Below are 14062 nucleotides of genomic sequence, written 5' to 3'. Positions count from 1 at the left end.
AGTAATGGATTGGAAACACATCCTTCACAAAATAAAGACCGGTTGGCTGACCTTTTGGCGCTGGTTAAAACCGTATTTGCAGCAATTTCATCAATGGCGCAAGCGGGTTTGGAAAAAATACCACGTAAATAAAATTTTTATTTTACTTAGTTTAGTTGCTATCTTAATCATGAGCGGGTATTTATTTTATATCGCCAAAAATACGAAAGTCAGTGAATTAGAGTCAGGTCTGAAAGAATCGACGGTGATTTTTGATGCCAATGGTGATGAAGCAGGGCAGTTGTACTCGCAAAAAGGCACGTACGTTTCTCTTGATGCCATCTCCAGTGATGTGGTCAACGCCTTGATCTCAACTGAAGACCGCAACTTCTATAATCACCACGGGTTTGATATCAAAGGGATCGCTCGGGCAGCCCTACGTATGCTGGTCAACCGCAGTGCCGAAGGCGGTGGGGGAAGTACCATCACCCAGCAGCTTGCTAAAAATGCCTATCTGTCCTTGGATCAAACCTTTAGTCGAAAAGCCAAGGAGCTTTTCTTAGCGATCGAGATCGAGAAGAAATATTCTAAAGATGAGATTTTAGAAATGTATTTGAACAGTTCCTATTTCGGTAACGGGGTTTGGGGCATTCAAGATGCCTCGCTAAAATATTTCGGTGTCAATGCTTCTGAACTAAGCGTGGGAGAAGCTGCGACGTTGGTGGGGATGCTCAAAGGTCCTTCGATCTATAACCCGATCGACAATCTGGAAAACGCCACGAACCGTCGCGACACCGTCTTGAGTTTGATGGTGGATAACGGCAAGTTGGACCAGTCCGTTGCTGACCAAGAATCACAAGTTGCCTTAGCCAATTTACTTTATGATGGATTTGGCAATTCAGAATCTGGCTATAAGTATCCTTATTATTTCGATGCGGTCATCGACGAAGCCGAATCCTATGGGTTGGACGCCGATGATGTCATGAATCGCGGCTACAAGATCTATACAGCCCTGGATCAAAACTACCAAGCACAAATGGAAGCTGCCTATAAAAACGATGCCTTGTTCCCTGAAAATGCCGCTGATGGCACGATGGTGCAATCTGGCTCTGTTGCACTTGATCCGAATACCGGTGGGGTGCAAGCGGTGGTGGGTCGTCGTGGTGAGCACGTCTTTAGAGGATTTAATTTTGCCACGCAAATGAAACGTTCACCAGGTTCCACGATCAAACCGATCAGCGTCTTCGCCCCTGCCCTAGAAGCTGGGTTTGAACCGGACAGTGTCCTGAAAGACGAGCCCCTTGATTTTTATGATGCTCAAAACTTTGACGGGACCTATGCTGGCGAAGCAGTCATGTACCAAGCCCTCGCCCAAAGTTTGAATCTGCCAGCAGTTTGGCTGCTGCATGAGATCGGCTTAGATCGCGGGTATAGCAAAGCACAAGAATTCGGTCTTTCCTTGACCGAATCCGACAAATATTATGGCTTAGCATTAGGTGGTTTGGAAAAAGGGGAATCTCCAATGACGATGGCAGCAGCGTATGGCGTTTTCGCTAATGGCGGGTATTACTACAAACCGCATTTGATCACCAAAATAGTTGATTCAACTGGTGCCGTGATCGTTGACAATACGTCTGTGCAAGGCAAACGCGTGATTTCTAAAGAGACCGCTGATAAAATGACGAGCATGATGCTAGGAACCTTCTCTAACGGGACGGGGGTTAGTGCTAGTCCGTACGGCTTTACGATCGCCGGTAAGACGGGTACGACAGAGACCAACTTTGATGCTTCTAAGGTCAATGACCAATGGATCGTCGGCTATACTCCTGATATGGTTCTGTCAACCTGGCTAGGATTTGAACATGTGAGTGAAGATCATTACTTAACGGGAACTAGCGGACAAGTTGTTGGGAAAATATTTAAAGCAGAGGCCGAAAGCTTACTGCCTTATAGTCAAGGCACCCAATTCCAAGTTGCAGACGCTTATTGGACAGGCGGAAAATTAATGGCAGCCGATGAGGTACCAGATCCTGATAGCAGTACGTCACAAAATAGCAATGATTGGCAACAAACCATCGATGACTTTGCCGAAAGCGCCAAAGAAGGTATGAAGGAATTCGGCAGCAAGATCAAAGAAGGAACGAAAGAATTGTTTGGCGGCTTGTGGAATTCCATTAGTGGAAATTAAAGGAATTAGGCAACTGCTAGTCTAGAACCTGAGAAGAATGGTATACTAGAAAAAAAGAGGAGGCGTCAAAATGGCAAATATTTATGATACAGCAAACCAATTAGAACGTGAATTACGGGAGTCAGAACAATTTCAAGATCTGAAAGGTTCTTTCGACCGTTTGAAAGCAAATGAAGAAGCGTACGCGTTATTCAAAGAGTTTCAAGAGTTGCAACAAAGCCTGCAACAAAAAATGATGGCTGGCGAAGAAATGACGGAAGAAGAAGCGCAAAAAGCCCAAGAATTATCGCAAAAAATTCAACAAGACGGCATCGTTTCTGACTTGATGCAAAAAGAGCAAGCCTTCAGTTTAGTGGCCAATGACTTGAACCGCATCATCATGGGTCCTGTAAGAGATCTATACGAAGCGTAATCGCCAACAAACAAAGACCAAAGAAGCAAGTGAAACTTCAGAGAAATCGGCTGCAACTGCAAGAGTCGTTTCCAAAGAAGTTTCAAAAGCGCTTCTTTGGTTTTTTTTATGAAAAAGGCGAACAAATTTTCGTATTTTGCTGACGGAATGACTGATAAATGTTATGATAGAAGCATTAAGGAGGGAGAAAGAAATGCGATTTTTACATAGTGCAGACCTGCATATCGACCGGTCATTTGAAGGGGTCCATCTGTTATCTGAAAAAGTGAAGACCCAACTCCCTGCTATCAATCAAAAAATCATCCGTAATTTGGTGGATGTTGCTTTAGAAAAAGCGGTCGATTTTGTTTTGCTGGCTGGGGATACATTCCATCAAGCACGGCCGAGTCTAAAAGTGCAGCATGACTTTTTTGCCCAACTGCAACGACTGGGAGAAGCAGAGATCCCAGTCTATATGATTTTCGGCAACCATGATTATTATGATCCGCAACGGTATTGGTTTGCTTTTCCAGAAAACGTCATTCTCTTTTCATCGGAAGAAGTTCAAACGGTACAAGGAACAACGAAAAACGGTGAAACCTATGCAATCAGTGGATTTAGCTACCAACATCTTTGGATCGCTGAAAATAAAGTAACAGAATTTCCCGCAAGAGCAGCGGTGGATTACCATATTGGGCTTTACCACGGGGATCAAGCCGGTGAACGGTATGCCCCCTTTTCAATCAGTGAAATGAAGCAAAAAGGCTATGATTATTGGGGCTTGGGGCACATCCATGTACCTAAGACGCTCTCAGAGCAACCACCGATCCTCTATCCCGGTACGCCTCAAGGAAAGACCAAGAAAGAGCAGGCGACTGGGGTGATTTTGGCAGAATTATCGCCACAAGGACCAACAATCGAGCGCTTGGAGATCGCGGAAATCGCTTGGCAAAAGCAAGTGGTCTCCTTAGCGGATGTGACCGCCTCGAATGCCGTATTGCCAGCGATCATCGAGCGCTTAAAAAGTCCTCGTTCGCGCTTGCTGCATCTGGTGTTGACCGATGTGCAGCAGCTGCCGCCAGATTGGTTTCCAGCTGCGGAAAAAAATGAATGGCTGACCTACCTCAATGAACGGTTGGCACAAACAGAGCCGCTGCAAGTAATCTATGCCCTTGAAGTCGAGCAAGCCAATGAAGACAAGATCGCATTGGCGGTACCACAAGACTATATGCTGCAGTTTTTAGCGATGTATGAGTCACCAGAGATCTTTGCGGACCGACTGTCCGATCTATTGCAGCATCCGCTGATCCAGCGGGGGATCACCCATGAATCATTTCAAGAAGAAGTCTTGCAGCAAGCCAAGCAATTGTTGAAAGACGACTTTCAATGGGAGGAGCAGTCATGAGAATTTTAAAAGCAGAGATTACCGGTTTTGGGAAATACCATGAACAAAGCTTTGCCTTTCATCCGCAAAATCAGCTGCTCTTTGGGCACAACGAGATCGGAAAATCGACGTTGTATCAATTTATTGCCGCCATCTTATTTGGCTTTCCGAAAAAGACAGCCAAGAAAAAAGACTATACCCCCAAAAACGGTGCAGCTTACGGTGGCAAGTTATGGTTGGCGCTGGAACCCTTCGGCGAAGTGATCGTGGAACGCTATCGGCATGTAGACCGCGGTCGTGCCAAAGTCCATGTCGCTGGTCAGACGGTCGATGAGCAATGGCTGGCACAACACCTGCAGCCCCTCAATCGAGCATTGTTCTTCGATGTCTTTACCTTTCAGCAAGAGCAATTGACCCAGATCGATAAGCTAGAAGAAAATGAGCTGCACCAAGCGTTGATTTCTCTGGGAATCAGCGGCAGTCAAAAAATGCTGCAGCAAGTGGCACAATATGAAACCATCAATCAGCAGCAATACAAGCCACGGGGGCAAAAGCTGCCTTTGAATCAGGCGTTAAAACAATTAGAAAAACTGCAAAAAACGATTGCGGAAAAAGAAAGCGAAGAAAGCCGCATCCAACAGCAGTATCAGCAGATCGCCCAGTTGCAAGAACAGATCCAAGACTTGCGACACCAGTTTCAAGCATTGAATGAAGCCTATCAGGAAAATCAGCAGCAGCTGAGTCATTGGGGGCTTTATGAAGAGTGGCAGCAAATGGCACCAGCAGATACGTTAGCCGATCCTCAGCAAGTCCAAGCCATCAAACAGTTTTATCAGCAGTATCAGCAGCTGACGGAAGAAATTCGCAAAAAAGAAGCTGAATTAGATCAGTTGGAGCAAGGAAAAGAATCAGATAAGTATTTCTTTTACCTTGATCACGAGCACCAAATCAATCACTTGCTGCAGCAGCAAGTGACGATGGCGCGTTTGGCAGATCGTGAAGCAGCGGCCAATCATCAAGAAGCCGTCGCCATCACGGAGCTGAATCGCTTGGTCGAAAAGCGCCAATGGAGCAGAGAATCGCCGCCGCTAGTAACGGCTTCGATCCATGAACAAACCACACGTTTACTACAAGAACGTGTGCAGTTAGAAGAGCTCGAAAAGCGCATGATGCGTTTAGAAGAAAAAGCGCAGCCTTTGCAAGCCACCGCAGCTCGCTTAGAACAGCAGCATCCTCAATTGATTGGCCGCAAGCCGGTTTCTCGCCCGCTATGGCCGCTAGGGATCGTCGGTGGGCTGCTAGTAGTGATCGGTATCTTTTTGCCGAGTCCGTGGCGCTGGCTTGCTCTAGGTGTAGGGATCGCAGCGATCATTGGCAGTGTTTTGCCGTTGATGAAAGCAGCGCCAAACAAACAGCAAGGCATCAAACAGGAATGGCAGACGGTTCTCATGCAGCTGGATCTGCTGGGAGAAGAGTTGGCGCAGCTGGGAAATGAACAGCAGCAAAAGCAGCAGCAGATCGATCGTGCCCACCAAGCCCTGACACCCTTTTTTGGTAATTTGCCGGTGGAAAGCTGGCAGTCGTATTTATTAGCCTATGATGAAGATGTTGCTAGCTATCAAGCCTACTCACAGCAGCGCAAACAAGCCTATCAAGAACGGCAAGCCGTCGCAGAAGAACTGGCACCCTTTGACGAGCAGTTCCGACCTTATGCTGAGTGGCTGCCGTTGCAAAACAAAACCTTGTTAGAAAAAGCAGCGATCTTGCAGAGGTTTAATGAAGAGATGCAAACAATCAAGCTTTCACGACTGCAACAACCTAGCACGCTGCTGGCCCAACAGTTGACCCGCACCCGCAATGAACGCGACCAGCTGCTTTCCCAGGCCAGTGATCTCTTACAGCAACAAGGCTTAGATCACCCTGCAGAAATCAGCCTCTGGTTGAAGCAATGGGAAGCGGCGCAACGCACGCAGCAGCGAGCAGAAGAATTGGCGGTGATGTTAACACCGATTTATCCTAAACCAGTGACGCAAGCAGAATTGCTGCAGCAAAAAGACCAGATCAAGCAGCAGCAAACACAGCTTCAGGCACAAATACAGCAGTTGACGGAGCAAAAACAGCGTTTGGAATTAGAAGCAGCAGCTAGTCAAAAAAATGGCACCTTGAATCAGCTTTATCAAGAAGAAAGTGAGCTAAAGGCGGTCATTGAAGAACTTGCTGTGGCATGGGGGAGTCGTCAGTTGGCGGCTTCGATTTTAACGGATGTCACGACCGAGTTGTCAGAACAGCAATTGCCGCAGCTATTGTCGGCTGCTTCAACCTATTTTGAACAGCTATCAAACGGACGTTATCAAAAGATTCTTTTGGAAAATGGCTTGTTGGTAGCGGCAAATGCCAGCGAGACGTTTTCGATCATCGACCTGTCCACAGGCACGAAGGATCAGTTAATCATGGCGTTACGCTTCGGTTATCTAGCACTGCAAAAAAATCACCCATTGTGTCCAATCATTATTGATGATGGTTGGCTGCATTATGATAGTGTTCGTAAGGAACGGTTTGCCGCACTGTTAAAAGAGTTTGGGCAAAGTTATCAAGTAATTTGTTTGTCTTCTGACCAAGAAATGGTAAGCTATTATCAGAAGTACCAGCAGCCTATCCAGGATCTGAGTAAAGGAAGTGAAAGATTTGGCTGATCGGCCAAATAAGCCCATGAAAAAAATTCGTGAATTAACTGTTGATGAAACGTTTCAACTTTTCTTGCTGATCAAGAATGCCGATGTGCGGATCGCGAAAAACGGCAAAAAATTTATTGCCTTCACCTTTCAAGATACATCCGGCACGATCGACGGAAAGTTCTGGGATGCATCAGATGAAGAAATCGCCCGTTTTGAACCCGGGAAAGTAGTACTGCTAGATGGAAAACGGGAGGTCTACCAAGGCAATCCGCAAGTCAAAATCATGCATTTGCGTTTAGCGAAACCGGAAGAGCCCCATGAACCAAGCCAATACATGGAAAAAGCACCCTTGCGAAAAGAAGAGATGGAAGAAGAAATCAGTCAAACCTTGTTTGAGATCACGAATCCTCACTGGAATCGAATCGTCCGTTTCTTACTGAACAAGTATAAAAAGGAATTCTTTGACTTTCCAGCTGCGAAGCGCAATCACCATGCCTTCGCCAGTGGATTGGCGTATCATACGACCACTATGCTGCGGTTAGGAAAAGCAATCGTCAAAGAGTACCCTGAATTGAATGCTTCACTACTGTATGCGGGTATCATTTTGCATGATTTAGGAAAAGTGATCGAGTTGACAGGTCCGATGACGACAGAGTATACCTTGGCGGGGAATCTAGTAGGGCATTTGGTCTTAGTGGATGAAGAAATCACGCAAGCCTGTATGGCTTTGAAATTTGATGACAAAGAAGAAGATATCGTTGTTTTGCGGCATATGGTTTTAGCCCACCATGGCTTATTAGAATATGGGTCACCTGTTCGCCCCCGCATAATGGAAGCGGAGATCCTCCATCAAATCGATAATTTGGATGCTTCCATGCAAATGATGCTGACGTCGATTCGTTTAACGGAACCTGGTCAATACACAGACCGAATTTTTGGCATGGACAATCGGAGTTTTTATGTACCGAAAGAAGTGTAGCGGTGACCTTGTAGCACGATCAACCAAAGTGAATGACGGAAAGAACAAAAACCACGCTAGGCTTGCTTAGCGTGGTTTTTCAGATGTTGGAAAAAGTAGCTGAATCGGCAATATTAACCTAATTAGCATAAAAAAAGAAGCGCCGCTACGACGGCACTTCTTTTTTCGTTTATTCAGCAGAAGAATCTGTAGCACTCTCACTCGTTGCAGTAGAATCATCGGTTGCATCAGTAGCAGAAGAATCTGCCGCTGAGCTGTCCGTTGCATCGGTAGCAGAAGAGTCAGCAGTTGAATCTTCTGTTTCGGCCGCTGTGATGTAATCAGAAAGCAAGTCTGCTAAGTCAGAGTCTTTCATTTTCACATTAGCTGCTTGCAATTCTTGACCGATCGTTGCTGCCATAAAGGTTGAATCATTCAACAAAGTGTTTTGAGCAATTTCAGTCAATTCATCTTTGTATTTATCCATATCATTGCCTTTGTCTTGGTTTTTCACCATTTTCACGATATAGTATTCCGTCGTGTAAGTTGACGTGTTGGTTGCAGAGATCACTTCAGAGATTTCACCATCTTTTAAATCAAAAGCGGCTGTTTTTACTTCACTTGGTACAGCTGATGAAGTAGAATCGAATTTGATCGTTCCGCCATCTTCTTTTGTTGCCGCATCCGTTGATTTTTCTTTAGCGATTTCGCCAAAGTCTGCATCATCTTTTTTCGCTTCTTCTAAGACGTCTTTGGCATCATCTTCACTTGCTACTTTGATGATTTGTGCTTCTACTTCAGGGTGGAAAGAATCCCAAGCAGTTTTCATGTCTTCATCAGTGATATCCATGTTGGCTTTTAAGCCTTCACGTAACGCAAGTTGTTGTTTCAATTCTGCACGGTAAGATTTCACCGTATAACCAGAGGCAGTCAATGTTGATTCAAAGGAATCACTGCCGCCATATTGTTCAGCCACATTATTGAATTGTTCGTCGATCATTTCTTCTGTTACGTCATCACCGTATTTTTCATCAAACACTTTTAAGACGATCATTTGACGCAACGCTTGTTGATTTTCTGAACTTGTTTTTGCTTGGTCATAAAAATCTTGAACAGTGATTTTACCGCCCTTCATTGTTGCGATTTCCTCACTTGAGTTACCACAAGCCGCTAATGCAAAAAGACTCATTGCACTGACTGCTACTAAAATTAATTTTTTCTTCATTCGTTTAAGCACTCCTAATTCTAAAAAGATTCATAATAATCACTGCACCTACTATACCACTTCTAGAAATGGTTGGAAAGAAAACAGCGGATGTTTCAAACAAAATTCATAAAAACTACAAATTTTCGATTTGTTTGTCATCCTCGGCGCTTTGGGCTTGAATCGTCGTGATGTGCTGATTCAATTGTTCCATTTGGGTTTTTATCCGAGCAAGGCGCGGTTGTGCTTGGAATTTGAAGGCTTCCAAATCTTTCGTGAAAGATTCGGTCACAACTGGGATCGTTTCGTCGATCGTTTTGCGGGTTACCATCACAGCATCTTTGAGCTGTTTGACACTGTCATTGAATTCTAAGGTCGCTTCTGTCGTGTCATCTAAATAGCGAATCAATTCTTCACGGGTTTCATTGCCGCTTTTTGGTGCAAAAAGCAAACCGCCTAAGCCGCCGGCGATGGAACCGAACAAAAGTCCTTTAAGAAAATTACCGATCATTTAGTTCACCTGCTTTCCAATTTTTTCGGCGATTGCCGCCAGCTCTTCCCCCGTGTAATTCTCTGCATGATTGCCAAAATGGATCTTGAAATCATCGTCTTTGCTGTAGCGAGGAATCAAATGGACATGGGAATGGAAGACGGATTGGTACGCCAATTCTTTATTGTTGTTGATGATATTTAAGCCTTCGATCTCAGGGAATGCTTTTTCGATCGCCCGAGCAATCTTAGGGATACGGGCAAAAACCGCTGCTGCCAACGTTTCATCGTACTCGAAAATATCCGTCACATGCGTTTTGGGAATGACCAATGTATGACCAGGGGTGACTTGGGAAATATCTAAAAAGGCATAGACTTGCTCATCCTCGTAGACTTTGTAGCTAGGAATCTCACGATTATTGATTTTACAAAAAATACAATTTTCCATTGTAAAAAACCTCCTTGATCTATTACCTCTACTTTACCATATTTTGCTTTTTTTCGTCTGGTTTCCTCTTTGAAAAAGTCGGAACAAGGCAACTGTTCCTTCAACAAAGGCGCTTTTTTAAAGAAATGCGAAAAGCAAGCGAGAAACGCTTGCATTTAGATTCCAACAACCCTAGACTTAATATCAGAAATCATTTGGAAAGAAGGAACCTATGAAACCGATCATTAAAGAAACCTTACAGAAAAAAACAACGACTTCAGCGAAGCTTCGCTACTTAGCCTATGCCTATAAAGAGTGGTTGATCGCGATCACGCTGTTTGTGGTGTTTGCTGGTTCAATCACTTATTCTCTGACACGTCCGCAAGAAGAAGTAGTCAATGCCGCCATTGTCACTGAAACAGCAATGGACCCTGCGGTGCAAAGTGAATTGGAAGCAGCCGTTGAAGCATGGGCAATAGATCAAGGGTATCAAAAAGAAGAGCTGCGGATCAGCCTGGTTTCTTATGCCGAACCAGCCGCTGTCCAAGCCTTTACCACCCGTCTTGCCGCTGGTGCCATCCAAATGGTCGTCTTTCCAGCCAGCGAAGCACAAACGTGGCAAGAGCGCTTTGGCAGCCAAGAACTAGCGCAAGAAATCATTACAGTGGGAGAAAATGAATTTATCCTGCAAGTCACGAATAAAGAAAAATAAACAACTGTTTTGCCAGCTGACTGAATTGAACAAAAAGAGCCTACGTTGACAAAGAGCCATAATCAGGCGAATCGGAGGGAAAAAATGACTTTACAAGTAGCAAACGTGACAGGCGGCTACAATCAGCTGCCAGTCTTAAAAAATATTGATTTTACGATCGGCGATGGGGAGCTCGTTGGCTTGATCGGCTTGAACGGGGCAGGGAAGAGTACGACGATCAAAGAAATCATCGGTTTACTGCAACCTCATAGCGGCACCATCACGATCGATGGCTTGACCCTTAAAGAAAACCCAGAGCAATACCGCAAACAAATCGGGTATATCCCCGAAACCCCTTCTTTATATGAAGAATTGACCTTAAGAGAGCACATTGAAGTGACGGCGATGGCCTACGATCTTCCACAAGAAGAAGCCATGAAGCGAGCAGAACGCCTGCTAAAAACCTTTCGCTTAGAAAACAAACTCGATTGGTTCCCGGCAAACTTTTCAAAAGGGATGAAACAAAAAGTTATGGTACTGTGTGCCTTTTTGATTGAGCCGAGTGTCTACATCATTGATGAACCCTTTCTAGGATTAGATCCTTTAGCGATCAATGCGTTATTGGAACTGATGAATGAGATGAAACAAACCGGGGCATCTATTTTGATGTCCACCCACATTTTAGCAACCGCAGAGAAGTATTGTGACAAATTCATCCTCTTGCATAACGGTGAGATCCGCGCACAAGGGACATTGGCGGAACTAAGAAGCCAATTTCAAGCACCAGAAGCCTCCCTTGATGATCTGTACCTCGCACTGACAAAGGAGAGTCAAGCATGAAGCAGTTTTTCTCGCAACGCTTACAGCGGCATCAAAAACAGATGACACGCTATTTGCGCTATGTCTTCAATGATCATTTTGCTTTGATCAGCACCTTCTTAGTCGGAGGTCTGGGGCTCTATTATTCTGAATTGCTAAAAACATTGCCGCGGCCGTTTCCATTAGGCGGCATCATCGTGGTCGCTGTTTGGCTCTTTGTTTTACCGCTGGGACGCTTAGCGACACTGACGAAACCGGCAGATTTGATTTTTCTGTTAGCCAAAGAAGGACAAATGACAAGTTATCTCAGCCAAGCGTTACGTTATTCCCTCTGGCTGCCCTTTGGGGTTTTATTTTTAACCGTAGGGGCAACGATGCCTTTGGTCGTGGTCACAGCAAACAGCACCTTTGCCTCATTCCCATACTTTTTAGGGATGATGTGGCTCTTAAAACTGGGGGATCTTTCACTACAACGGATTCGTTTGTATCAAGAAACTCAGCAGCAAGTCAAACAGCAGCGAGGCATCTGGTTCGCAAGTGCGTTAGCTGCCACACTTGCCAGTATTTATGTAGCACCTTGGCTAGGGTTGGGGATCAGCATCTTCCAAGCAATCTGGTTCCTCTTTGGACTGAAAGCCAATAGCCAGCTTTTGGATTGGGACTATATGATCCAAGCCGAACAGTCGCGCTTAATGCGTATCTATCGGTTTATCAACTTATTTACAGATGTTCCCCAAATCACGACGGAAGCCAAACGGCGCAAATACCTCGACTGGCTGCTGGCAAAGATCAAACCAGTGCACAGCAATACGTACCTCTATCTTTACTTGCGCCGAGTGATCCGTGGGGGGCAATATGGCGGGCTTTATGTCCGTTTGACTTTGATTGGTGGGTTCGTCTTATTCTTTGTCGATGAGCTTTGGATCAGTCTGCTGATCGGCTGCTTGTTTCTTTATCTGATCGGTTTCCAACTGATTCCTTTGATCAATGAGTTTCAATACATGGTTTTGACACATCTGTATCCCGTGCCAGAAAAACAAAAAGCCGCAGCGATCAAAAAAATTCTTGGGGCACTCTTACTGGTGACCGCAGTTCTTTTCGGCGTGATCTGTTGCTTGCGCTTGCCTTTTGTTTGGCAAGGCGGTATCGCGTTTCTTGGCTTCTTAGGGTTTGCGGGTCTTTTTTTAGGCATCTACTTGCCAGGGCGATTAAAGAAAATGCACGCCTGATCCACAAGTGGCCTCTCTTACAAAAAGCGAACGCATATGCGCTTGACGGCGACCCATTAGGAAGCTAGAATAAGAGGTACTGCGAAATAAGGAGAGAAGCTAGGATGGATATTCGCTTGGATCAAGATTGGCGTATGCGGCCAATCAAAGGCGACACCGGGAAAGCCTATATCGGGCTCAAGGACAACGACAAAGTCTTTATCAAACGAAATACGACCCCGATGCTTGCGGCACTCTCTAAAGAGGGCATTGCACCCAAACTCGTCTGGACGAAACGGACGGGAAATGGGGATACGCTCTCCGCACAAGAATGGCTGGATGGACGGGTCTTAGATCCCGATGAAATCGGCCAAAGAAATGATGTCATTGATGTGTTGTATCACTTGCATCATTCAAAAACGTTGGCACAGATGCTAAGCAAAATCGGCGGACAAGTCAGATCGCCTGAACAGATGCTGATGGATTATCAGGATCAGCTGCCTTCTGCGGTCGCCCAAAACCGTTTTATTCATTTGGTCACCGAGTATTTAAAAACCAATATTCCAGCTTTTGACGAGCAGAAAGCCGCGGTCGTCCATGGCGATGTCAATTATCGAAATTGGCTAGTTTGTCAAAACTATTTGTATTTAGTCGATTGGGATTCCGTGATGTTTGCAGATCCGGCAATCGATATCGGCACTATTTTAGGTCACTATGTGCCATTATCTGGCTGGTCTCATTGGCTCGTGCGCTATGGTATCCACAGCAGCAGCGAAGTGATCGAAAAGATTTATTGGTACGCATTGTTGAGTATGCTGCAAGAGGTCAAAAAATATTATCTGCGAGGCGATTACAAAGCCATGAATGCAGAGATTTTACAATTAAAACGAATTTATAGCGAATGAAGAGAAGATGGAGCGAGGCAATTTGGTTCCATCTTGTTTTTTCGGAAAGGAAGAAACATGAGAGTAAGAAAACGTGCAGGTGCAAAAGAGCTGATTGACGCTCATCCAGAATACGTTGTGGCAGAGCCTACTGAATGGAAAGGGCGTTGGCATGAACGCTTTGGCAATGATCACCCGCTGCATATCGAAATTGGAATGGGAAAAGGCCAATTTATTACGGAAATGGCGAAAGCTCATCCCGAGATCAATTATATTGGTGTGGAAATGCAGATTAGTGTCGTTTCGATCGCATTAGATAAAATGATCGAGCAGGAGATCCCGAACTTGCAACTGCTGCATGTCGATGGTTCCGCATTGACCAACTATTTTGCAGACAATGAAGTAGACCAGATCTATTTGAATTTTTCTGATCCATGGCCTAAGAAGAAGCATGAGAAGCGCCGTTTGACTTCCAAAGCCTTTTTAGCAGTCGACGAGCAGATTTTACGTCCCAACGGCGAGATCCATTTCAAAACGGATAACCAAGGATTGTTTGAGTATTCCTTAGCGAGCTTTTCTCAATACGGCATGATTATCAAACAAGTTTGGTTGGACTTGCATAACAGTTCCTTTGAGAACAATATCATGACGGAATATGAAGAAAAATTCTCAAGCCGCGGGCAGCGGATCTATCGGGTGGAAGCCCAATTTGTGGCAAAAGAACCACAGAAATAAACGAATGATGAAAGATGAAGCAAATTTGCT

The 14062-nt window shown here is 45.0% G+C and carries 13 protein-coding genes; 10 read left to right on the top strand and 3 right to left on the bottom strand.

Annotated features, from left to right (window positions below):
• Positions 1–4 precede the first annotated feature (4 nt).
• From IGI88_RS05065 to IGI88_RS05045, 5 genes are all read left to right on the top strand, one after another.
• Entirely contained in the window at positions 5–2167 is a 2163-nt protein-coding gene (locus tag IGI88_RS05065; protein ID WP_008382020.1) for a PBP1A family penicillin-binding protein, read from the top strand.
• Between the two features lie 70 nt (positions 2168–2237).
• Positions 2238–2579 carry a YlbF family regulator gene (locus IGI88_RS05060; protein ID WP_005227708.1) on the top strand — a complete coding sequence of 114 codons (342 nt, stop codon included), beginning with the start codon at positions 2238–2240 and terminating at the stop codon, positions 2577–2579.
• 193 nt (positions 2580–2772) lie between these two features.
• Complete coding sequence (locus IGI88_RS05055; protein ID WP_034878261.1) at positions 2773–3963, top strand: metallophosphoesterase family protein; 1191 nt, start codon at positions 2773–2775, stop codon at positions 3961–3963.
• Positions 3960–6635 carry an AAA family ATPase gene (locus tag IGI88_RS05050; RefSeq protein ID WP_176257010.1) on the top strand — a complete coding sequence of 892 codons (2676 nt, stop codon included), beginning with the start codon at positions 3960–3962 and terminating at the stop codon, positions 6633–6635. The genes IGI88_RS05055 and IGI88_RS05050 overlap by 4 nt, the downstream gene beginning before the upstream one ends.
• A 16-nt stretch (positions 6636–6651) precedes the next feature.
• Positions 6652–7596, top strand: a complete 945-nt coding sequence (locus IGI88_RS05045; RefSeq protein WP_034872173.1) for a 3'-5' exoribonuclease YhaM family protein — start codon at positions 6652–6654, stop codon at positions 7594–7596.
• A gap of 169 nt (positions 7597–7765) precedes the next feature.
• On the opposite strand, the gene IGI88_RS05040 is transcribed toward IGI88_RS05045, so the two are convergent.
• From IGI88_RS05040 to IGI88_RS05030, 3 genes are all read right to left on the bottom strand, one after another.
• On the bottom strand, positions 7766–8800 hold the full coding sequence (locus IGI88_RS05040; protein ID WP_061053367.1) for a peptidylprolyl isomerase: 1035 nt from the start codon (positions 8798–8800) through the stop codon (positions 7766–7768).
• A 115-nt stretch (positions 8801–8915) separates the two neighbouring features.
• Complete coding sequence (locus IGI88_RS05035; RefSeq protein WP_005227717.1) at positions 8916–9290, bottom strand: YtxH domain-containing protein; 375 nt, start codon at positions 9288–9290, stop codon at positions 8916–8918.
• Positions 9291–9716, bottom strand: coding sequence for an HIT family protein (locus IGI88_RS05030; RefSeq protein WP_005233401.1), 426 nt, complete (start codon positions 9714–9716; stop codon positions 9291–9293).
• A 211-nt stretch (positions 9717–9927) separates the two neighbouring features.
• Between IGI88_RS05030 and IGI88_RS05025 the strand changes: the two genes are divergently transcribed.
• The 5 genes from IGI88_RS05025 (at position 9928) to trmB (ending at position 14032) form a co-directional block, all read left to right on the top strand.
• Positions 9928–10407, top strand: a complete 480-nt coding sequence (locus IGI88_RS05025; protein ID WP_005233404.1) for a hypothetical protein — start codon at positions 9928–9930, stop codon at positions 10405–10407.
• A gap of 84 nt (positions 10408–10491) precedes the next feature.
• The gene (locus IGI88_RS05020; RefSeq protein WP_005233406.1) at positions 10492–11226 is read left to right on the top strand and encodes an ABC transporter ATP-binding protein; all 735 of its coding nucleotides are present in this window, start codon (positions 10492–10494) and stop codon (positions 11224–11226) included.
• Complete coding sequence (locus tag IGI88_RS05015; protein WP_087664548.1) at positions 11223–12434, top strand: ABC transporter permease; 1212 nt, start codon at positions 11223–11225, stop codon at positions 12432–12434. The genes IGI88_RS05020 and IGI88_RS05015 overlap by 4 nt, the downstream gene beginning before the upstream one ends.
• Positions 12435–12538: 104 nt before the next feature.
• A complete protein-coding gene (locus tag IGI88_RS05010) occupies positions 12539–13318 on the top strand; it encodes a phosphotransferase family protein (protein WP_005233409.1) in 780 nt (259 codons plus the stop codon).
• A gap of 57 nt (positions 13319–13375) precedes the next feature.
• Positions 13376–14032, top strand: coding sequence for a tRNA (guanosine(46)-N7)-methyltransferase TrmB (gene trmB, locus IGI88_RS05005; RefSeq protein ID WP_005233410.1), 657 nt, complete (start codon positions 13376–13378; stop codon positions 14030–14032).
• The last annotated feature ends 30 nt before the right edge of the window (positions 14033–14062 follow it).

The organism is Enterococcus sp. AZ179 (genome assembly GCF_050498885.1).
In the GTDB taxonomy this organism is placed as follows: Bacteria; Bacillota; Bacilli; order Lactobacillales; family Enterococcaceae; genus Enterococcus_D; species Enterococcus_D entomosocium.
This window is presented reverse-complemented; position numbering and strand designations above follow the sequence as displayed.